Origin of the sequence: Mesorhizobium sp. B2-5-7, assembly GCF_006440875.1 — a bacterium.
GTDB classification, from domain to species: Bacteria; Pseudomonadota; Alphaproteobacteria; order Rhizobiales; family Rhizobiaceae; genus Mesorhizobium; species Mesorhizobium australicum.
The window spans coordinates 20,670-41,708 of record NZ_VFUO01000013.1 but is presented as its reverse complement, the minus strand read 5'-3'; the positions used below and the strand labels follow the sequence as shown (position 1 = coordinate 41,708).

Annotated in this window: 15 protein-coding genes and 1 pseudogene; 3 read left to right on the top strand and 13 right to left on the bottom strand. The window is 61.1% G+C overall.

Translation table 11 applies throughout. The features are described 5' to 3' along the window. Positions 1-26 precede the first annotated feature (26 nt). From FJ543_RS30750 to FJ543_RS30740, 3 genes and pseudogenes are all read right to left on the bottom strand, one after another. Positions 27-2,462 carry an ATP-binding protein gene (locus FJ543_RS30750; protein WP_064993308.1) on the bottom strand — a complete coding sequence of 812 codons (2,436 nt, stop codon included), beginning with the start codon at positions 2,460-2,462 and terminating at the stop codon, positions 27-29. A 167-nt stretch (positions 2,463-2,629) separates the two neighbouring features. Further along, positions 2,630-3,382, bottom strand: coding sequence for a carbonic anhydrase (locus tag FJ543_RS30745; protein WP_064993307.1), 753 nt, complete (start codon positions 3,380-3,382; stop codon positions 2,630-2,632). 973 nt (positions 3,383-4,355) lie between these two features. Then, positions 4,356-5,061 (bottom strand): annotated as a pseudogene (locus FJ543_RS30740) (porin); the annotation flags it as partial. Here FJ543_RS30740 and FJ543_RS32115 point away from each other — a divergent pair. Beyond that, entirely contained in the window at positions 4,976-5,461 is a 486-nt protein-coding gene (locus tag FJ543_RS32115) for a hypothetical protein (protein ID WP_064993306.1), read from the top strand. The pseudogene FJ543_RS30740 and the gene FJ543_RS32115 sit on opposite strands and share 86 nt — an antisense overlap. Positions 5,462-5,490: 29 nt before the next feature. Here FJ543_RS32115 and FJ543_RS30730 read toward each other — a convergent pair whose 3' ends face one another. Continuing rightward, positions 5,491-6,090 carry a type IV toxin-antitoxin system AbiEi family antitoxin domain-containing protein gene (locus tag FJ543_RS30730; RefSeq protein ID WP_084015684.1) on the bottom strand — a complete coding sequence of 200 codons (600 nt, stop codon included), beginning with the start codon at positions 6,088-6,090 and terminating at the stop codon, positions 5,491-5,493. Positions 6,091-6,188: 98 nt separating this feature from the next. On the opposite strand from FJ543_RS30730, the gene FJ543_RS30725 reads away from it, so the two are divergent. Continuing rightward, positions 6,189-10,253, top strand: coding sequence for a helix-turn-helix transcriptional regulator (locus FJ543_RS30725; protein WP_084015682.1), 4,065 nt, complete (start codon positions 6,189-6,191; stop codon positions 10,251-10,253). 171 nt (positions 10,254-10,424) lie between these two features. Here the strand turns inward: FJ543_RS30725 and FJ543_RS30720 are convergent, their stop codons facing one another. Further along, positions 10,425-12,071 carry an MFS transporter gene (locus FJ543_RS30720; RefSeq protein ID WP_064993354.1) on the bottom strand — a complete coding sequence of 549 codons (1,647 nt, stop codon included), beginning with the start codon at positions 12,069-12,071 and terminating at the stop codon, positions 10,425-10,427. Positions 12,072-12,212: 141 nt separating this feature from the next. Here FJ543_RS30720 and FJ543_RS30715 point away from each other — a divergent pair, with 141 nt between their 5' ends. Then, on the top strand, positions 12,213-12,401 hold the full coding sequence (locus FJ543_RS30715; protein WP_064993304.1) for a hypothetical protein: 189 nt from the start codon (positions 12,213-12,215) through the stop codon (positions 12,399-12,401). 10 nt (positions 12,402-12,411) lie between these two features. On the opposite strand, the gene FJ543_RS30710 is transcribed toward FJ543_RS30715, so the two are convergent. The 8 genes from FJ543_RS30710 to nadA all read right to left on the bottom strand — a co-directional run bounded on the left by FJ543_RS30710 (position 12,412) and on the right by nadA (position 21,022). Further along, positions 12,412-13,395, bottom strand: coding sequence for a beta-ketoacyl-ACP synthase III (locus FJ543_RS30710; RefSeq protein WP_064993303.1), 984 nt, complete (start codon positions 13,393-13,395; stop codon positions 12,412-12,414). Continuing rightward, complete coding sequence (locus FJ543_RS30705) at positions 13,392-14,657, bottom strand: adenosylmethionine--8-amino-7-oxononanoate transaminase (protein ID WP_064993302.1); 1,266 nt, start codon at positions 14,655-14,657, stop codon at positions 13,392-13,394. The genes FJ543_RS30710 and FJ543_RS30705 overlap by 4 nt, the downstream gene beginning before the upstream one ends. Beyond that, the gene (gene bioD / locus FJ543_RS30700; RefSeq protein ID WP_064993301.1) at positions 14,657-15,292 is read right to left on the bottom strand and encodes a dethiobiotin synthase; all 636 of its coding nucleotides are present in this window, start codon (positions 15,290-15,292) and stop codon (positions 14,657-14,659) included. The genes FJ543_RS30705 and bioD overlap by 1 nt, the downstream gene beginning before the upstream one ends. Then, positions 15,289-16,431 (bottom strand): 8-amino-7-oxononanoate synthase, encoded by a 1,143-nt coding sequence (locus FJ543_RS30695; protein WP_064993300.1) that lies wholly within the window; start codon positions 16,429-16,431, stop codon positions 15,289-15,291. Before FJ543_RS30695 ends, bioD begins: the two co-directional genes overlap by 4 nt. Continuing rightward, positions 16,428-17,438: a biotin synthase BioB gene (gene bioB / locus FJ543_RS30690; RefSeq protein WP_064993299.1), complete on the bottom strand. Its 1,011-nt coding sequence runs from the start codon at positions 17,436-17,438 to the stop codon at positions 16,428-16,430. The genes FJ543_RS30695 and bioB overlap by 4 nt, the downstream gene beginning before the upstream one ends. Before the next feature lie 190 nt (positions 17,439-17,628). Further along, the gene (gene nadC / locus FJ543_RS30685; protein WP_064993298.1) at positions 17,629-18,507 is read right to left on the bottom strand and encodes a carboxylating nicotinate-nucleotide diphosphorylase; all 879 of its coding nucleotides are present in this window, start codon (positions 18,505-18,507) and stop codon (positions 17,629-17,631) included. Then, positions 18,504-20,051 carry an L-aspartate oxidase gene (locus FJ543_RS30680; protein ID WP_064993297.1) on the bottom strand — a complete coding sequence of 516 codons (1,548 nt, stop codon included), beginning with the start codon at positions 20,049-20,051 and terminating at the stop codon, positions 18,504-18,506. Before FJ543_RS30680 ends, nadC begins: the two co-directional genes overlap by 4 nt. Further along, positions 20,048-21,022, bottom strand: coding sequence for a quinolinate synthase NadA (gene nadA, locus FJ543_RS30675; RefSeq protein ID WP_064993296.1), 975 nt, complete (start codon positions 21,020-21,022; stop codon positions 20,048-20,050). Before nadA ends, FJ543_RS30680 begins: the two co-directional genes overlap by 4 nt. Positions 21,023-21,039 lie beyond the last annotated feature (17 nt).

Genomic DNA, 21,039 nt, shown 5'->3' with positions numbered 1-21,039 from the left:
TGGATAGGCTGAGCGATTCGGCGGTATCATGCCATCATCATTGTACGAACCGCATGCGCCATTGTCCGGGATGAGACCGGCTTCGCTAGCCAAAGGACGAGGGCCTGATTAGCGGATATGACCGGCATGGAGTCGGTTTGGCCGACGACTATGACAGGCACCGTCATGAGGGTGGGGCATACGGATTCGGCCTGTCCTCGCTCCAGGAAAGGCGTTCTACCTAAAATCACCAGGTCTGCTGCCTTCCCGCTTTCGGTCCACTCGCAAAGACCTTCAAGGTTCGCGAAGCCGACCGGCTCATAACCCAGCGCGGCGATCTGGTCCCTGTAGATCTCCAACTCTGCTGGATCGGGCTCCACGACTGCAACGATTTCTCCGTTGCCAAGTGGTCCGTCGTACCGACCGAAAGCGATGTCAGCGGTGACTGGCTCCTCGTCGGAGGCCGGTAGGTAGATATCAAACCGCGTCCCTCGGCCAACAGCCGAGGTGACATCAAGGCATCCTGCGAGCGCGCTCACGTGCCTGTCAACCGCAGCAAGACCCAGCCCGGTCCCGCCGACGACAGAGCGCGTGGTAAAAAAGGGCTCAAAGACATGCGGAAGTATCGAACTTGCGATTCCCGGGCCATCGTCGCTGATGGAGAGGAGAACGTAATCTCCAGGTCTCAAGGTGCCCTGAGCCAGCGGCTTGGTTTGGCGCACCTGAGCGCGAGAAACGCTGACCTCGACACGGCCCTCGTTCAAGACAGCCTCCGACGCGTTCTTGCATAGATTCATGAGGATCTGCTGTATCTCGGTTGGGCTGCCCTCGACCACCGTTTGCCACTCGTTGATCTTGAAGTTCAACTGAACATCCGACCGAACTGTGACCCGCAGCAATGGCGCAAGATCCATGACAATTTCGGAGACGTTGAATGGCACTGCCACGCGCTGTCGGTTTCGGCTTAGTGACAGGATCTGGTCGACGATCAGCTTGGCTCGGTGTCCAGCTAAAATGATCTGGTCGATGTGATTACGGATTCTGGAGGGGCGACGCACAAGGCTTTGGGCAATCTCTGAATAGCCGATTATTGCCCCTAAAATGTTGTTGAACTCATGTGTAACGCCGCTTGCGATCGTGCCCACGGTCCTCAGCCTTTCCACATGCTCCCATCGACTCACCAGAAGGTCGCGTTCCGTATTTATACGTTGCAGTTCAAGATGGTTGCTCAAACGCACAATGGCGCTGGCAAGAACCCGCAGGTCGTCTGCCGAGGGGAGTGAGCGATCTCCTTCAAAAACAAGGATGCAAACCACAACCTGCTGATCGGAAGCCCTGCAGGCAACAATTTGACAAACACCGGAAAGCCCTAAGGCGGTCCGAACGACGCGAAACACTGGCCGTCCGGCGCGGACAAGTGAAACGACTTCATCAATAAGCGGCACGTTCCAGACGGGTGTGTACGTGTTCGCCACAAAGCACTCGGTATGCCTGCTGAGACTCGGATCCACTAGGGCGAGCGCGCATTGATCCGCATCGAAAACGCGTTGAACGACTCTGAGCGCTTCTTCGGTGGAAAAGCGCGCCGAGGCGTCCTTTGCTTTACTTTCGTTGAGGCGAGTTTCGATCTCACTCATTGCCTCTTCAAGCTCCAACCGCCTTTTCAGCCGGTTCGTCCGCAGAGGCTGCCTGGAGGGCGGAATCATCGCAAACAAGCAGAGGCATATGGACACCAAACCGAGGAAAAGTCGCATGCGCTGCGCGTGCGCGCTGGCCAAGCTGTAGCCCTCCAGATGCTCTCGCTCCAGTTCGGCGGCCTTGGAGAACGTGTCCGGAGATGCGATCTGATCGGCAGCTTCGTCCAACCTCCATGAAGAAGATAAGGCAGCTCCAGCCTTGCTCAGAACGAGCCTCGGTTCAGCCGAAAGCACGATCAGCATCGAAAGTTCAACCATGCCCGACGGTGCTCCCCCAAGGCGGCCAATCGAGCGAGCTAGCTGTGCAAGACAGCTTTGCATGAGCTGATTTTGTTCGACCAAGACTGAGACGGCAGCCTTTTTGCTTTCGATCGAATCTATGAGCTGCGCGAGCAATCTGGATTGCTCTGATCTCTCATCGGACGAAATCTCGAAAGAACGTTGCAAGTTTACACGAGTCTTTTGCAACGCTTGCCCGATAGAAGCAACCGAACGGTAGTCCAATGTCATATCCATCCCAGCGCGGGCGACGTCGCGCCGGAGCAATGCGTCATTGATCTGAATCGTTCGCAGCTGGCTTAGGATCGCGTGATCGATCTGCGGGGGCTGGCCCTGCGTCCCGACCAAGAGCGCAATCGAGGTGGCTAGGGCGATCATAATTGCTTTGTCGGAACTGAGCCAAGGAAACGGCGTTTGATCCGCGATGGACCCCTTGCGAAGGTCCGACATGAATTCCAGTTCATGGGCTCGGTATGCGGCCGGATGCTGCTGGAACAGGAAAGCCACGCCTACCTCTCCCCCTTATGAGAATGGCTTAACACCGTTACCGAACTTGGTCCTGGTGCGCTTCCAGCGCGAAATGAGCTCCCAAAGCGCCTACGCGACGCGGAGCACATCCTTACGATTCTGAAAGCAGATCAACATGACGCGCAGGCGGTTTTTACGCCGGGGCGTCAGCTTAGGCCCAGGATGAAGCGCCGATTGGGCGCGCGGATAGGGCGCGCGTTTTCGGGATATAGCGAGGTAAATCGCTCTATGTCTGCTGGGTCGACATCAACCGGTTCCGTCGCCACCATCCAGTCGACGTTTTCCGTGCATGGCGGCGTCGTCAAAGATCCTTCATATGTCCAGTAGCCAAGCGAAGCCGGCAGAAGCTCGTTCGGGTCGACTTCATCGACGGCTGCCTCTTCGCCTGACGTTGCAGGAAATGCGGCAGCAAGCCGGGCAAAGCTGGCATTTGTGGCGCCTGGCGTCAGAAACACGCTCAGAACACCCACAGTATCGCTGTTGCGGCCCTTATGGACAAAATGCGCTTCCATCGGGAAACTCTTACCTGCGACGTGGTGCTCGCTTGGTGCATGGAAATGGAACTGTAGCAGCTCATAGACACGATCCCCCCGAGTGAGCGTGCTGCCTTGCGGCAGGTTGATCTGAATGGTGTGGCCGTTGTTCACCATTCTGCCGCCGCCCCTGTGCCAACCTATGGCGATGTGCGGAATATCCGCTTTGACCGCGCCCCTGATATCGACCGGCGATTGCTGCATGCCCGCCGAGCAGACCAAATTCGTCTTGTCCAGATGCCCCCATTGTTCGGGGCCGACCGGCCCGGCATATCCCCATTCGGTGCTGGCCGCCCGCGCGGCTTCAGCGCAAATGGGACAAGCGCCGAGTGCAACGAAACCTTTGATCAGATTACGACGGTGCATGTTGCTGTGGCTCCTACTGAACACTTCAATTTGGCGTGGCATGGGAACTGCGGGCGCAGCTGTGATGTGGGCGACAGGGGCCGAACAGTTCGGCACGCCACCATCGCGGCCTCAGGGCGACCGACGGTCCCGCGCACGGCCGTGCTCGCCGGCCACATGCGGTTGTGACAGCTATTTTCCCCCGGTAGAGGATAGTCCCAGCTAGCCGGCTGTATCCATGCTCATTGTCTCCACGACCGCCGTTTGCCGTTCGGCTGCAGATCACATTGGCAACTCCACCGAAGATGGCGGCACCCGGGCCGCACTGGGTAAGCGATTCCACGCAACAACTCCGATGGCCCCACCAGGCCAACTGACGCTTCATATTCATCATCGGACAGCCGGAGAAATCGATTGCTTAGATAAAGAAGCATCCATGACGTGGATGCATACATTGCCATTGCCCAATTTGCGGTGCTGCTTGGGACGCCGGCTACGGATAGGAGGGTCGGCCATTTCCCGGCGACAACAACGCGGCTGAGAACTGGGCGAGGCGGCACGAAATTTGGCTAGACCTTATGCTGTCACGGCTTCCGGGACCAAAGGCTTGCGAGCCTGGGCAGTCGGCTGCGATTCAGATTGAGTTGCCCTGAAGACGGCCCAGCAGAACAAAATTCTCACTGATGTTGCGACGACGCCCGCCGAAACTCATCCTGAACCACTGAAGAAGGTTCAAGTGCCTGGACGAAGTGTCTAGGTGTTCTCAGCCCTTGCGTGCTCTCGATTCGGCAGCTTCATCGCCAGGTAGTAGCCCAACAGAGATGCAGATCGACCGGCGATGTCGCGGACCAGCTGTTGAGTTACCGAGCTTGGGAGTCTCGCTGAGCAGGTTCTGAAGCCCAGCAACGGAGTCCGGGCATGATCATGCGGGACGACATCTTGAAAGGCCAGACAGCGAGGCACCCGTCGGGCGCCGCCGTTCAAATTCATTCCGTTAGAACGAGCTTTGGAATCGCAGAACGCCGCCGAGCCTGTCCGCTTTGCCGACGTTAGCCGGGTTCGAGGCGACGGGAGTGAGCTTGGCGTAGTGGGCATAATCGACTTCGGCCCTGATTGTGAACCCTGGAATGGCCATATAGGCGAATTGCAGCCAGTCCGCAGTTGCTGAGCTGATCGCCTGAGACCTGGAGGTTCAACGACGTTTTCTCGTCGAAACCTGTAAGTGGCCCCTACCCACAAAGCCCAGTCGCCGCTCCATTCTTGTAGAAGCCGCGACCCTGAGCGGCGATCGCCCTGCTTGGGTCGTCGTTGGGATTGCCAAGGGAGCCGTAGCCGAACATACCGAATAACGACAATCATCTGTGACGTTGAGGTCGATGCGGACCTTGCCAGCCAAAGCGTTGTAGTTGCTGTCACGAGCGATGACGCCGGTGATCGCTCCGCCAGCCTGTGTCTGTCTCACGCCTAAGACGACGTGGGGAACATGGCCGTCAAGAGAACCGACCTCACCCGCCCCTTATTCAAGTGAAACCAGAGCTGAAAACCCATTGTCGGAATCCAGATAGTACTGAGCTACGTTGGTGTCGAAATCGCCAATACGCAACGAGTGCATTATTGAAGACGTTCCCGGAGTATCCGGCAAACGTGTCGAAGGCCGAGTCGTCCTTCCCGACACGCAGGCCACCAAGCTGGATCCAGGCGGAAGTCAACTTGGCGCCGCTGTTGAAGGCTGTTCGGCCAACCCTTCAGGTTCAGGCGAACGCCTTGGTATTTTCCTTCGCGCACGGGATCGACTGTCAGGGAGGCCGCATCGAAGACGATGCCTTCGTCGGGAGCTTCGACCTGGCAAATCCGGGTGAAGAGGTCGTGAATGGCGCCGGGGTCAGGGTCGCCTTGGCCGAGCAGGTCAAGATCGCCGGTTGGCCTGAAGACGTATTCGGGCCAGGTCACGAACAGCATTGCGCCCTTGAGTACATAGCGCTCGGACGCTTCGGTCATACTGAGGCGGAAAAGCAAGCGTTCGATCGCATACCGCGTCAGGATGCGCTGATAGTCGTCACCCTGTTGCCTAGAGTGCTGAAGAAGGCGGTCTCTTATTGAGGCGGCAGGATTCTTGAGAACCTTAGCCATCATTGTACGGCCTTGATATAGGGCTCGATCCGGGCGGTCACTCGATCAATGACCGCGTACTTCATCAGCTCACTCGCTATGGTCTTTCGTTGTTGCAGAGCGTCGCGGAGCGCCTCGACTGCGACGTCTTCGCCAACATGACGGCGATGCTTGAAGCAATCGGCAACCGTTTTTGCGACGCCATAGATCGCTACATCGACGCCTTCGACGCGGATGAACTCGACTCCGGATGCCAGGACTTCGCAGGTCGCCCGAACAATCTCCAGACGCAGGCCTGGAGTGTGCGGCGTCCTTGCCTTGTGTGGTATCGTCATCCACACCGCGTGCGGAAGCTGGGTCGTCAAACCGTGGTGACGAAGCGCGCTGATGAGGCTGACCACGCCGTTCGGCACAATACGTGCCGCTTCTGCCAGATCATGATCGGTGTCTTCGCCCATTCGCTCGGGATGCTGGTATAGACCGCGCCTGAGACGTACGATATCACCGGCCTCGGTAAGGCGCCTGAGATAGACCAGCGGGATGCCGGCCGCCGTAAAGTCGCGCGCACGCACGATGCCGCGATCTCGAACGAGATTCAGGGCGGTCTCACGGTGGGTCATACGATTTCGAGGCATTTGTTATCTATTGTCGGCAAAAATTTAGATTTGTCGACAGAAAAGAACAGTTGGGAAAACTCAACTGATGTCATATATTTCATATGACCATGGCGCAACAGGTTTCCCCGCTTGATCTTACCCCAAAGCACGTCCGGGCCGCCCGGGCTCTTTTGGCGTGGTCCCAGCACGACTTGGCCAAGCAAGCCGGCGTGGCGACCTCTACCGTTGCGGATTTCGAGCGGGGTCAACGTATCCCCGTCGCCAACAATGCCCAAGCAATTCGTACGGCGCTCGAAAATGCCGGCATCCGTTTCCTGCCGACGGGTGCGGTAATCGGACCAGCTATCCCGAATATCACCCCGTCCGAGCGAGCAGGCGCACCTATCCGCTGGGTGGATGCGGAAGATCTTTCGGTCTGGGCAAACCGAACAGAAGGCGTGCTGAGCATGCCAACCCTTGTTTCACATCTGATACGCGCTACCGCCGGCACCGCAGTTCACCTCCGCTTTCCAGCTGACGAAGGGGTCCAGCATCCGGGCTGGGACGGACAGACCTACACGGACACAGGAAACTCTTACGTGCCGAAAGGTGAGGCTGGTTGGGAGATCGGAAGCCAGCGTCGCGACATCGAAAGAAAGGTGACCGAGGATTACCGGAAGCGAACCGACGAGCCGGCGCCGTTCGATCCAGCCAATGCTAGCTTTGTGTTCGTCACTCCCCGCCACTGGCCCGGCAAGGATAAATGGGCAAAGGCCCGAGAGGCGGAAGGGCCTTGGGCAAACGTTCGTGTTTATGACGCCGACGACCTTGTCCACTGGATCGAACAAACACCGGTGGTTGGGCTGTGGTTGGCGGTTCGCCTGGGGAAGCGACCGGAGGACACTCGAGAGCTCGAGGAAGTCTGGGAAGAGTGGTCGCTCGCTGCGAAGTGGCCCCTGACCGAGGAGTTGGTCCTAAGTGATCGTGACGAGGAAGCAGCTGACCTTCTCCGCTGGCTTCGCAGCAAGCCATCCGTTTTCTCGCTCCAAGCTACGACCACAGATGAGGTCGTGTCGTTCTTTTACGCAACACTTGCGATGCTCCCGGACGAAGTGAAGGCCGCTTACAAGGCCCGATGCCTGGTGGCGACGACCGCTGCGGCGGCGCGAGCATTGGCAAACGCGCCAGGTCCTCTGATTGTCGTCATGACTGAACCAGACCCCGGCATCGCGCACGCGCTGGCGGGACGCGGCCACTATGTCCTGCAAGCCTATGACGAGCGGCCGATCTCCCGAGGTGACGTCCGTGCCCTACCGCGACCGTCGCGCGAGGGGATCGCTAGCGCTCTGGTTGCCGCTGGCATTGCGCAACCTCGTGCCGAGGCATACGCGCGCGACAGCGCACGCAATTTGGCTGTCCTGCGTCGCCTTATTCCCAGCGCGCCGGGGCGACGGCCACAGTGGGCGGAGGTTAGGCCGCCTCAAGCATTGTTGGCAGCACTTCTCGCGGGCGGCTGGGATGAGGACGCAGAGGCGGATAAGGCACGCCTTGCAGAGCTCGCTGACGAACCATATGACGCAATCGCCCGCGATCTGATGCCTTACGTCGGAAGATTTGACAGCCCACTGCAAAAGATCGGCTCGACCTGGCGTATCGCTTCGCCGCAAGATGCATGGTTCCTGCTTGCGCGGCATTTGACAGGGGTCGACATCAAGCGCTTCGAGGCTGCAGCCCATGCTGTCCTCGGCTCCGTAGATCCGCGGTTCGAGATGGACCCAGACGAGCGCTGGATGGCGAGTGTTCGCGGCGTCCAGCGCGACTATTCGGGAATGTTGCGCCATGGGATCGGACAAGTACTGATCCTGCTTGCTCTGTGGGGCGAGGAGATTAAGACGATACCGGACGCCGCACGCCGTGCTGATCATATTGTCGCGAAGCTGCTGGCGAATGCCACCAAACAGAGATGGTGGTCCCTATCTCGAGACTTCCGATTGTTGGCCGAGGCCTCACCGAGCGCCTTTCTTCGGGCCATCGAGGATAGCCTTGATCTGAACGACCCGCCAATCCGCGCCCTATTCGGCAGAGACGGGGAAGGTGTCTTTGGGGCAGAGCATTTGTCGGATCTTTTGTGGGCGCTCGAGTCCCTGGCCTGGTCGCCAGAGCTCATGCCGAAAGTGACCCATGTCCTGGCTCGGCTGGACGCCATCGACAACCCGCCCGGGCAATACGCGAACCGACCGGCCAACAGTCTCCGCGCGATTCATCTTCTCTGGCTGCCCCAAACCTATGCGACGCTCGACCTGCGGCTTCGGGCGCTCGACCTCATTCGCAAGCACGAGCGAGACGCCGCCTGGAAACTCATGTTGAGCCTGCTACCGCAGGGGCACGACACCTCCATCCCGTCGCCGATGCCGCTGTGGCGTGATTTTACCGTCGATGAAGTCGAGGTGGCTACATGGGCCACCATCGGGCGCGGAGCTGTGGCGATCACGGAGCGTGTGCTCGTCGACGTCGGCCTCGATGCCGCCAGGTGGACCGCGCTGCTCGACCGATTCGCTGACCTTTCACCGGACACGGAAGGTGGGTTCTCTACACTGGAGGCGGCTGAGCCGAGGATTACTAAGCAGATTGACCGCGCAGCAATATGGGCCGCCATGCGCCGTGTCCTCCATCACCATCGGCAATTTCCAGACGCCGAATGGTCCATGCCGAGTCAAGTGCTCGACCGACTTGAGGCGATTTACGAGCGCTTCGCACCCGCTGATCCAATAGAGCGCGTGGCATGGCTCTTTGAACAAGATGCGGGCTTGCCACGGCCTTCGGCCGAAGGTTGGAAGACGAATGAGCGTGAGGTCGATCTAGCGAGGAAAGATGCCGCACACGCCCTGTTCTCCAAAGACGGCATTCCAGCCATCCTCGCGCTCTCCCGCAAGGTTGGCACAGCGGGATACATCGGCAAGGCGCTCTTTGCTGGCGGTCTCTCCGAACCCGATCTCGAAGCGCTGTTGGAGTCGGCAATTCGAAGCGAAGATGCGCATGAGCGTGCTCTTGCCCACGGCCTGATCGTCTCTGCCTTTGCAGAGCGAAAGGAGCCATGGGCAGCTGAGTTGATCGCTAAGGCAACCAGTCGCTCTTGGGGCGACACCGCATTGCTTACGATCCTGCGCGCGCTTCCTGGGCGGCGTTGGACTTGGGACCAGGCTACCAGCGCTGGCGCTGAAATCGAAGAAACGTATTGGCGTCAGACGCCGGTGTTCTGGATGAGCGACGACCGTGACGAGGTCGGTTTCGCGATCCGCAAACTCATCTCCGTTGGTCGCGCGCGTCACGCTCTGCCGCTCGCGGCACGCGACAGCCGAACTGATCTGCTCTCAGATCTTCTCATCGAGGTGCTACTTGAGGCCGTCCGACAGCCGTTCGAGAGCGAGGGCGACAGGAACGAAGCGACGATGTTCCAGCACTACGTCGCCGAAATCCTCCAGGTGCTTGACAAACGTGATGACGTCGACAGCAATGCATTGGTCAAGGTCGAGTGGGCCTATCTACCGATTTTGACTCGCTCGCGCCGTCCGCCCAAGGTGCTTATGAAGGCGCTGTCGGAGCAGCCATCCTTCTTTGTCCAAATACTCAGCGCGGTATTCAAGGCGAGCGAGGAAAGCGGTGTCGTCGACGTTGAGCCGCAGGATCCCGAGCGAGCACGCGCCATCGCCACCCAGGCCTACCGACTTCTTGAGGAATGGGATCGGCTTCCCGGTACAAAAGATGATGGGACGATCGATAACGTTGCTCTTGAGGGGTGGATCAAGGAAGCTCGATCGCTCGCTAAGACCGCCGGCCGAGAAGATATCGCCGACAGTCGCATTGGCAACGTTTTGGCTGCCTCTCCTTTTGGAGCAGACGGCAACTGGCCGGCCGAAGCGGTCCGCGACGCAATCGATCTTTTCCGCAGCAAACCAATGATCAATGGCTTTTTGACCGGTAAGATGAACCGACGTGGCGTAACAATGCGATCGCCGCGCGACGGTGGGGAGCTGGAACGGAAGGAAGCCGCTAAATACCGCGGATGGTCGAATGCGATCTCTTTCGACCATCCGCATACGGCCAAGGCTCTCGACACGCTAGCGGACAATTATGAGGCTCAAGCACATCGCCACGATCAGAGTTCCGAGCGACTGGACTGGGAATGACTGCTGGGTTTCGGGCCTGGGATCGTGTGGCCAATGCTGTTTCACACGCGAACTGCTGTATGCCGAGCTTCTGGTTGGCCGCGCGGAATTCGGAGCTTTTGCAGCAAAGTAGGTCTCTCGGTCCGCCAGAAGCGCCAAAGGCCAGACCCCAATGCTCGACGCGTGGTCACGTCACCTCGGAGGGCGAGAAAAGAGTGTTGGGGAACGGGTACGCGCGGCCTCAGTCGTGCGTTCAATGGAAAGCACTGTGTGAGGAGGATCCTCCCCATCGTGCAGTGACAGGAGATGGTCACCGATTTCCTTATCCGCTGCCGTGAGCCGATGATTCAGGCGAAGAAAGTCCATCCAGGTCGGCGTGCGGAATGTCTCTGTCCAAATCGAAGGCGTTTGAAGATTTCGCTGCAGTGTCCAGTTTCGCGCACCGGCACGGCTCTGAACATGCCGCCTGGCGCGCATGTAGCCCAGAAAGGTCTCGATGTTCTCTTCGGGTATCCGATACTCCACCTTGACCACTATGGGTCCACTTCTGGGCTTCAAGTCGAGTGCCAGCTCCGGCGGGCGAAAATCCGAACTTTCCTGATCCGTTTCCTCCCATGGACCGACCGGTAACAGCATTCCCGCAGCCGCAACCAGCAACAGAGCGCCGGCGGCGCCCTCCAAAGCCCAGCCTAAGGAGTAGTTCTGTGCGACAGTACCCCAGATCCAGCTGCCAGCCGCCATCCCGCCTGCGCTCAAGGCGTAGTAGATCGACAGTGTCCGGCCGACCACCCATCTGGGGCTTGCCAGTTGCACCGACACGTCGATCCCAGTCCAGGTGATGAGCCAACCCGCGCCGCCGAGTGCCAGCGAAACGACCGCCACGGGGACCGATGATGTGAGTGCAAGCGAAAGGCAACATGCCGCACAAGCGACAGAGGCGAAGGACACCAGCCTGTTTTGAGACGTCATCCGCCTTAGAAAGCTATTGCTCATGCCCGCAATGAAAGCACCCATCCCGAAGCCGGCCAGCAAGATGCCGTAGATGATCGGGCCGCTCTTCAGCTGGTCCCGGACAAATAGAGGCAGCAATGCAAGGATGGAGATGCTTGCCAGGCCGAAAAGGGTTGCACGGGCAATCGCTGCCCTGATCTCCAGGGACATCACAGTGAAGCGCACTCCGTCATGAATTGCCATCGTCATGCGTTCACGAGGGAGAGGGGAAGTGCGAACCTTCCATCGTGTGCGCCATATCGCGGTTAGCGGCGCCAGATCACTCAGCGCTGCCAAGGCGAAAGCGGCAAGCGGTCCAAGAAATGCCAGGACCACGCCCCCCAAAGCCGGACCAACGCTGCGTACAATGTTGTATCCTACGGACATGAGGGTGACCGCGGCCGGGATGTCCCTTTTGTGAAGGATATCGCCAACAGATGCGTGCCAGGCCGGATCATTCAAGGCAAAGCCGCAGCCAGCCAGGAAACCCAATGCAAGAATTAGCCATGGACCGGCAAATCCCAGACCCACGGATATCATCAGCGTCGTTGAAGCCAATGCTATCAGGCAGTGCCCCGCAAACATCACCCATCGGCGGCTGAAGTTGTCGGCAATGGCTCCGGCAACGATTGAGAGGAGGAACACCGGCAAGGTGGATGCAGCCTGCACCAGCGCAACCATCAGGTCCGAAGCGGAAATCGTGGCCATCAGCCAGCTGATGGCCACCGTTTGCACGAGCCAACCGAGGCTGGATATTTGTGTGGCGGTCCAGATCGAGCGAAACACCGGGTTTCGAAAGGGAGCGAGCGTTGCTGAGGCAGGCAGATGGGTATTGTTTTCGGACTGCATGATCATTTGATGCCTTCGAGGGGCCGCTTGTTCAATTCTCGGCTGCCGGTGCTGCCGCTACAATATTGATCTATGGACCAGAAGGGCCGGACTTATCGACCAGGACGACTTCGTCGAGGTGAGGAGGGGTGATGAACTCTGTTGGCTCCGCTCTCCCATGCTGGCGCCGACAACCTTCGAAAGACAGCATTGCCGATCGTGCTGATCGACAGAATCATCTGCAACTTTGATCGCTCTGGCCTGACCACGCCAGCGCCCATGAAGCTTGTCGGCGACCATTTTTTCGTGCGCCCGTTCGTTCGTGTCATCGGTGACGGATCCTGTGCATGACCGCGTACGGCTAAATTCCTATGACGAGTGCGCCTCCGCTGAGACCGGCACCGGCCGCGGCAAGAAGAATCTTTTCGCCTGGCCGAAACGGCTGCGCCCGATGCGAAAGCGAGAGCGAGAGTGGGATCGTCGCGGCCGAAGAGTTGCCGTAATCGGCAATCGTCTTGACAATTGCTTCATCCGCTATGCCCAGATTCCTGCCGACCGCATCGAAGATCCGGGCATTGGCCTGGTGCGGCACGAAACGATCGATGTGTTGCGGCGGCATTCGGGCGGCCGTGAGCGCACCTCTCGAGCAGTCAGTCATCATCTCTACAGCCCTGGCGAACACTTCACGCCCGTCACTGATGGTCATACGGGTTTGCTCGAGGTCCAGCTCGCCATGAAACGGCGTGTTGCTGCCGCCGGCGGGAATCTGAATCAGCCCGTAGCGCGAGCCGTCCGAGGCCATCGCCGCGCCGAGAATGCCTCCGTCCGGCTCTTTGCACGGGGCAACCACCACCGCGCCGGCGGCATCCGCAAACAACACCGCGCTTGCGCGCTCGGCCGGATTGATGCGGCGGCTGAGGATATTGGCGGCAATCACCAGGCTCGCTTTGCCATGGAGGCGGGTGAACCCATCCGCCAACATCAAGGCATAGATGAAGCCGGCGCAGGCACCCGTCAGGTCAATCGCACCGGCGCGGTCGAGCCCGAGCCGGTGGGCCACCAGCGGCGCGCTCGGTGGCAGGAGATGGTCGGGCGTGGACGTGGCCAGCAACAGCAGGCCGATATCGTCACGGTCGACACCGGCATTCGCCAGCGCCATGTCGCCGGCGCGCGTGGCAAGGCCCGATAATGTGTCTTCGCCCGTTGCCCAGAAGCGCGACCGTATCCCGGTGCGCCGCTCGATCCAGCCGGGTTCGAGCCCGAGACGACCTTCGATTTCCGCGTTATTGACCTTGCGCGCCGGCGCGTGATGACCGAAACCGACGATGCGCGACGACCGGATCATGATCGCGAACCGAAGCGTTCGCCGGCCTCCTCTATGGCGTCATAGAGCCCGTCCAGTTCGTCGCCGGTGATGCAATAGGGCGGCAAAAGATAGAGGACATTTCCGAGCGGGCGCACCAGCATGCCACGTTCGAGGAAAAAAGCGCGCAGTTTCGGCCCGATCTCCGCCAGATATCCGGCCGAGCCGGTGCGCAGATCGAGGGCTAGGATCGTGCCGTTTGCTCGGCCCTCGGCGAAGAAGGGATTGTTTTGGAAGCGTTGCAGGCCATCGGCCTGTCTCGCACTTAAGGCCGCAATCCGCTTGGCGACCGGCTCGCACCGCCAGACCTCGACATTGGCAAGCGCGGCCGCGCAGGCGATCGGATTGGCGGTGTAGGAACTTGAGTGGAAAAAGGTCTTCTTTCGGTCCACGCAGTAGTGGGCCTCGAAGATGGCATCGCTGGCGAGCGTGGCTGCCAGCGGGACGGCGCCGCCAGTCAAGCCCTTCGAGGTGCACAATATGTCCGGTGAGATCGATGCCTGCTCGCAGGCGAACATGGTTCCGGTGCGCCCCCAGCCGGTCATCACTTCGTCGGCGATCAAGAGCGTGCCGGACGCTTCAGCGATCCGCTTCAATTCCGCCAGCACCCAGGCCGGATACATCAGCATGCCGCCGGCGCCAAGCACGAGCGGCTCGATGATCAGCGCGGCGGCGCGGCGGTCAAGAGACAGGGTCTCGAAACGATCCAGCGTTTCCTGCTCCCGCCCCGCGGCCGGAAAAGGAATGGTGTCGACCTCGAACAACAGCGGTTCGTAGGCGGCATTGAACACGCCCCGGGCGCCGACGCTCATCGTGCCGATCGTGTCGCCATGATAGCTGTGTTCCATGGCGACGATGCGCGAGCGCGGCGCGCCTGTGTTGCGGAAATAGCCGAGCGCCATCTTCAGTGCGACTTCAACGCTCGTGGAGCCGCTGTCGGAATAAAAGACCCAGTCGAGGCCTGGCGGCACCATTTCGATCAGCGCCGACGCCAATTGCTCTGCCGGCTCATGGGTGAGGCCGGCGAAGATCACCTGGTCAAGCATCTCGGTCGCAATCCGGATCGCTTCCATGATCCGTGGCTGGCGGTGCCCGTGAGTGACCACCCACCAGGAGGAGATTGCGTCGAGGATACGCCTTCCGTCATTCGTCTCCAGCCAAGCTCCGTCGGTGCGGACGACGGACAGCATGGGCGGCTCGATCGCGTGCTGGGTGAAGGGATGCCAGACGCGCGACCGCGGCATCACTCGCCTCCAGCCATCTGCGCAAGGTCGAAGCTTGCAAACATCGCCTTTCTCAGAGTTTCGCTCGTGAGCGGAGCGAGGTGTGGCAGTCTGCCGAGCTGACGCACCGCGCCCAACTCGGTGATTGTCTTTTGCGTATCGGCCGCCTCTTCACCGATGAAGACAACGCCGATCAGCGGGATCGAGCGAGCCCGCAGGGCTTCGATCGACAGCAGGCTGTGGTTGATCGTGCCGAGTTCAGTGCGGGCGCACAGGATCACCGGCAGCCGCCATTCAGCGAAGATGTCAATGAATCTTGTCTGTCGATTGATCGGCACCATCAGTCCGCCAGCGCCTTCGATGACGAGCGGTGTGGGCAGGACCGGAAATGAAAGATCGGCAGGCTCGATCGAGACACCGTCGATTTCGGCTGAACGGTGCGGCGACAAGGGGCTCCTCAAGCGGTGGGCCTCCGGCAGCACCCGCCCCGATGGCAGGCCAGCGAGCCGTTCGACCACCTCACTGTCGGTCTCACCTTCGAGACCCGATTGGACCGGCTTCCAGTAGAAGCCGTCGAGCAGACCTGCGAGCCCCGCGGCGAAAACGGTTTTGCCAATTCCCGTATCGGTTCCCGTGACGACGATGCGCTTGCTCATGCCGTGGTGGCCAATACTTCGGCAAGCGTCTCGACCATGACGCGAATGTCAGCCTTGCCCACGTTGAGCGTCAGCGAAATGCGCAGCCGCGAGGTACCCTCCGGCACCGCCGGCGGACGAATGCCGCGTAAGTCGAAGCCGCGAGCCTGCAGAGCCGCCGCGACAGCCATGGTGCGCGCCACGTCCCCAATGACAAATGGGTGGATCTGCGAACCGCTGGGCTTGGCTCCGCAATGCTCGGCCAGTTGCCGGCTTGCGAAGGCAACGTGCTCGTGCAAATCAACGCGGCGCATCGGCTCGTCGACCAGCATTGCGAGCGCTTCGCGCGCAGCCACTGCCATCAGCGGCGATGGTGCGGTGGCGTAGATAAACGGACGGCAGCGATTGACAATATAGTCGCACAGCACTCGCGGCCCGGTGACGAGCGCGCCCGATGCGCCGAGTGCCTTGCCGCATGTATGGAGAGCCACGATGTTGTCGCGGCCCTCGAACGCGGCGGCCAGCCCGCGGCCCCCCGGTCCCCAGACACCTGTGGCATGTGCCTCGTCGACCAGTATGAAGGCCTCGTGCCGATCGGCAAGCTCAACCAGGCTCTCCATCGGCGCGCAGTCGCCATCCATGCTGTAGAGGCTTTCAACGCCGATCCAGATGCGGCCAATGCCGCCTTCGGCGCGCCAGCGCCTGATCGCGTCCTCAAAAGCATCAATGTCATTGTGTGCCACCAGCCTGAACTCGGCGCGTCCTGCCCGGGCCCCTTCATGCATGCTGGCATGGGCGAGTTCATCGAGGATCAACAGGTCGCCCTTCTTCACCAGGGTGCTCAGGAGGGCGAAGTTGGCCATGTAGCCGCTGCCGAAGAACAGCGCCCGTTCGGCCCCGAAGAACGCGGCAGCATCTGACTCCAGCGCCTCATGCTCCGGCGCGTTGCCGCGCAGAAGCCGCGATCCGGTAGCGCCCACAGGGGTGCCCCGCTCGATTGCCGCCGCGACTGCATCGCCAAGTCTCTTGAAGGCAGCAAGCCCGAGATAATCGTTGGACGAGAAGTCGAGCCCGACCCGCGGCGCCAGTGCGCGCAGCCGGTCCTTGCGTGCCAACCCCTGCAAGGTTGCTTCAAAGCGGGCGAGCGGTGGCTCGTTCATTTCGCCTCGCCTCGCATCGGTTCGATGCCCAGACGTCTAAATAGACGAGTATCCTTGTCCTCTCCGGGATTGTCCGCAGTCAGCAGCGTGTCGCCGACAAAAATGGAATTGGCGCCGGCAAAGAAGCACAGCGCCTGGGTCTCGTCGCTCATCGCCGTCCTGCCGGCGGAGAGCCTTACATCAGACTTCGGCATCATGATCCGGGCGAGCGCAATGGTGCGGATGAAATCGATCGGATCGATGGGTTCGGCATCGGCGAGCGGCGTCCCCCTGATGGGGATCAGCATGTTGATCGGCACGCTTTCGGGCGGCTCGGGCAGGTTCGCCAGCGTCACCAGCATGTCCATGCGATCGGCCTTTTCCTCTCCCATCCCGACAATGCCGCCGCAGCAGACCTTGATCCCAGCCTCGCGCACGCGCCCAAGCGTTTCCAGCCGGTCGGCAAAGGTCCTGGTCGAAACGACCTTGCCGTAATAGCGCGCAGAGGTGTCGATGTTGTGGTTGTAGTAGTCGAGACCGGCCGCCTTCAGGCGCTGCGCCTGGCTGAGGTCGAGCATGCCGAGAGTCATGCAGGTCTCCAGGCCGAGCGCCTTCACGCCTTCGATCATGGCGAGCACGGCGTCCATGTCGCGCTCCTTCGGACTGCGCCAGGCAGCGCCCATGCAATAGCGGGTTGCGCCAGCATCTCGTGCCTTGGTCGCCTCCTCGACGACATGTTTGACCTCCATCAGCTTCGAGGCCTTCAGGCCGGTTTGGTGATGCGCAGACTGGCTGCAATAGCCGCAATCCTCCGGGCATCCGCCGGTCTTGATGCTGAGAAGCCGCGACAGCTGCACCCGGTTGCGATCGAAGTTCTGGCGATGGACCGTCTGCGCCAAGAAGAGCAGATCGTTGAACGGCATTCCGTATATAGCCTCGGCCTCTTTGCGGCTCCATCGGGCTAGTGCTGCCTCCATCGACTGCGTGGCAAAGTCCGAGTCGCACTCCTCGTTCATTTCCGTTGTCATCGTCAAAGCCTCTATTGCCGATCAGCGAGCGCACTCACCAGTCCGTCGAGTGGGAGCCCCTTCCGATTGGCTCGTCGGTGGGCGCAATATTGGGATCCGGAAGTAATGAAGGGTGAGCCGCATGAAGCGTGCTCTTTCGCGCCTTTTGGTGCGCGCAGCCCGAGCACGTTGCTCCCCATTGTGTTTCCCGTTAGTTCAAATGAGTGCTGATGTTCCCGCGAGTTGGCATGTCCAGGCCGATGTCGAGAATGGGCGCGCTGTGTGTCAGCCATCCGACCGAGATGAGATCAACACCCGTCGCAGCAATCGCCGGTGCCATTTTCGGTGTCACCCGGCCGGAAGCCTCCGTGACGGCGCGGCCCCCAACCATTGCCACGGCGCGGGCAAGGTCCTCAACCGACATGTTGTCGAGCAACACCGCGTCGACCCCCAGCGTGAGCGCTGTATCGAGCTGCTCGAGGGTCTCGACCTCGACCTCGATCTTCACCATGTGCCCCGCGGCAGCGCGCGCCCGCTCTATTGTCGTGCGAATGTCGCCGGCGATCGCGATGTGGTTGTCCTTGATCAGGAAGGCGTCGTCGAGCCCGAAGCGGTGATTGGCGCCGCCGCCGACGCGTACCGCATATTTCTCCAGCGCGCGCAGGCCGGGCGTCGTCTTTCGCGTGCACACGATCCTCGCCTTGTGGCCACGCACGGCTTCGACCATCGCTGCCGTGGCAGTGGCAATGCCGCTTAGATGACACAGAAAATTGAGCGCCGTGCGCTCGGCGGTGAGCAGGCCCCGCGCCGGTCCGCACAGCATGGCGATGATTTCGCCCCCCGCGACATCGCTGCCGTCAACTCTCCAGATTTGCATGTCGATCGCAGGTTCGACGAGCATGAAGGCGAAGGCGGCCAGATCGAGCCCGGCAACGATCCCCGTTTGTCGCGACTTCAGCACCAACGTGGCGGTGCGATCGCGCGGGATCACGGCCTCGCTGGTCAGATCGCCGCATCTGCCCAGGTCTTCGAGAAGAGCACCGCGCACGATCGGTTCGATCAGGGTTGAGGGAAGCGGTGAGAATTTCATGTCAGGGTACTCCGCATCGGCGCTCGCCAGCTGAGTGCGACGGCGGTCTGTATTGCGCTGCGCAGTGTCAGTCGTGACTGGCGCGCATCTGCATCGCGTCCGGCGAAATCGGAACGATAGTGCGAGCCGCGGCTCTCTTCGCGCCGCAGAGCCGCAATGGCGATCATCAGCGCGACCATGGCGGGGTCAGACGCCGCGCTGTCGTGAGCTGCAACCGGCAACAGGGTAGCCACCCCGTCGCGTAGCGTCTCGCCGTCGCGGACGATGCCGAGCGCGGCGGAGACGATTGGACGGATGCCGGAGGCGTCCGGCCGTTGAGGCACGAATGCCGAACACACGCGTGGTCGCCGGGTGTGTGATGCGTCGGCGACGCTTTCAGCAACCCAGCTCGCCGTCACCACTGCTTCGATAAGCGAGTTGCTGGCGAGCCGGTTCGCGCCGTGCAGACCCGTGCAAGCGACCTCGCCGCATGCCCACAGTCCCTCGATGGAGCTGCGGCCCGCAGCGTCTACTGCAACACCGCCCATGTGATAATGTGCGGCCGGGCGCACCGGGATCAGGTCGGTCGCCGGATCGATGCCGGCCTGGCGGCACAAATCGGCGATCGCCGGAAAGCGCTTGTCAAATCTGGGACCCAGACATTGCCTGGCGTCAAGAAACACACGGCGTCCGAGAGCGAGTTGGCGCCAAACCGCGCGCGCAACCACGTCGCGAGGCGCAAGCTCGCCCCCTGGGGTATCACCCAGGAAACGCTCTCCCTGCTCGTCGACGAGCACAGCACCCTCGCCACGCACCGCCTCGCTCACCAGCGGCATCGGCCGCCGCGGGCCCTCGAGGGCGGTCGGGTGGAATTGCACGAATTCCAGGTCGGCGAACTCCGCCCCGGCACAAGCGGCGAGCGCGAGCCCCTGTCCACATGAGCCAGGCGGGTTTGTCGTCTCGCTGAACAAGGCGCCGATGCCGCCGGTCGCCAGCACCGCGCGGCGCGTTGGCAAGGCGATTGCGCCCGTGCACCCGGCCGCGACCACGGCGATGATCGCCCCGTCTTCCACGACAAGCCGGCGGGCCTCGACGTTTTCCAGGACAGTGATGGAGGCTGTGCGCCGTGCTGCCGCGACCAGCGCGCGCACCAGTTCGCGACCGGTGGCATCGCCCGCCGCATGCACGATCCGCCGCTGCGAGTGCGCCGCCTCGAGCCCCAGCCGCAAGGCGCCATCAGCGCGTCGGTCGAATGCGACTCCAAACCGCTCTAGAGTCCTGATCGCTTCAGGTGCAGCTCGGACCACTCGCCGCACCGTTGCCTCGTCGCAGAGGCCGTCGCCGGCCGCCAGGGTGTCACAAAGATGAAGTTCGGGACTGTCTTCGCCGCCGACACTTGCAGCAAGACCGCCTTGGGCGAGCTCGCTGCAGGCTCCGGTTCCCAGCCCCGCATTAGATAGAAGCACAACCGGTTCCGGCGCCAGATGGAGCGCGGTCATCAGGCCTGCCAAACCAGAGCCGATGATCACCGGTGCCCCGCCAATGTCATGAACGTCGAGGCTCATATGGAAAGCATTCGCTCGACTGAGTGGCGCGCGCGCTCTGCAATCCCGGCGGCGATCCGAACCTCATGCCGGTTCTCTTCGAGCGCGGCGCGGATGTTGGCCAAGGTGATGCGCTTCATGTGCGGGCAGAGATTGCAAGGGCGGATGAACTCGATTTCGGGATGCGCGACCGCGACATTGTCGCTCATCGAACATTCGGTCAGCAGGACGACGCGCGCTGGTTTCTCCCGCTCGACATAATCCAACATGGCCGCAGTCGAGCCGGAGAATTCCGCTTGTGTGACAATCTCGGGCGGGCATTCTGGATGGGCGAGCACGATGACCCCAGGATGTGCATCGCGCAATTCCCGGATGTCGGTCGACGTGAAGCGCTCATGCACTTCGCAGTGGCCCTTCCAGGCGATGATCTCGACATCCGTGTCCGCCGCAACGTTTATCGCCAGGTATTGATCGGGCACCATGATCACGCGCGGCACGCCGAGAGATTCCACCACCGCGCGGGCATTGCCCGAGGTGCAGCAGATGTCCGACTCCGCTTTTACCGCTGCCGAAGTGTTGACGTAGGTGACAACCGGGACCCCCGGATAGCGCTGCCGTAGCTGCCGCACGTCCTCTGCCGTGATGGATTCGGCCAGCGAGCAACCGGCGCGGAGGTCCGGAATGAGGACCATCTTGTTAGGATTGAGCAGCTTGGCCGTCTCGGCCATGAAATGCACGCCGGCAACCACGATGACCTGCGCCTCGACCGTGGCCGCCTTGCGGGCCAGTGCGAGGCTGTCGCCGACGATGTCGGCCACGCAATGGAAGATCTCCGGCGTTTGGTAGTTGTGCGCAAGGATGACCGCGTTTCGATCGCGCTTCAGCGCAAGGATGGCTTCAAGGTCGTCGGTAAACGCCGGCCATTCGACTGGCGGAATCACCCGCCGGACGCGCTCGTACAGGGACGCAGCCGTAGGTAACGCCCCAGTCATCAGCGCCTCCGCTTATA

Coding starts and splice junctions, on each gene's coding strand:
- FJ543_RS30720 (WP_064993354.1), bottom strand. CDS start 12,071: ATGCAGTCCGAAAACAATACCCATCTGCCTGCCTCAGCAACGCTCGCT.
- FJ543_RS30745 (WP_064993307.1), bottom strand. CDS start 3,382: ATGCACCGTCGTAATCTGATCAAAGGTTTCGTTGCACTCGGCGCTTGT.
- nadA (WP_064993296.1), bottom strand. CDS start 21,022: ATGACTGGGGCGTTACCTACGGCTGCGTCCCTGTACGAGCGCGTCCGG.
- FJ543_RS30705 (WP_064993302.1), bottom strand. CDS start 14,657: ATGCCGCGGTCGCGCGTCTGGCATCCCTTCACCCAGCACGCGATCGAG.
- bioD (WP_064993301.1), bottom strand. CDS start 15,292: ATGAGCAAGCGCATCGTCGTCACGGGAACCGATACGGGAATTGGCAAA.
- bioB (WP_064993299.1), bottom strand. CDS start 17,438: ATGACAACGGAAATGAACGAGGAGTGCGACTCGGACTTTGCCACGCAG.
- nadC (WP_064993298.1), bottom strand. CDS start 18,507: ATGAAATTCTCACCGCTTCCCTCAACCCTGATCGAACCGATCGTGCGC.
- FJ543_RS30695 (WP_064993300.1), bottom strand. CDS start 16,431: ATGAACGAGCCACCGCTCGCCCGCTTTGAAGCAACCTTGCAGGGGTTG.
- FJ543_RS30730 (WP_084015684.1), bottom strand. CDS start 6,090: ATGACCCACCGTGAGACCGCCCTGAATCTCGTTCGAGATCGCGGCATC.
- FJ543_RS30680 (WP_064993297.1), bottom strand. CDS start 20,051: ATGAGCCTCGACGTTCATGACATTGGCGGGGCACCGGTGATCATCGGC.
- FJ543_RS30710 (WP_064993303.1), bottom strand. CDS start 13,395: ATGATCCGGTCGTCGCGCATCGTCGGTTTCGGTCATCACGCGCCGGCG.
- FJ543_RS30725 (WP_084015682.1), top strand. CDS start 6,189: ATGACCATGGCGCAACAGGTTTCCCCGCTTGATCTTACCCCAAAGCAC.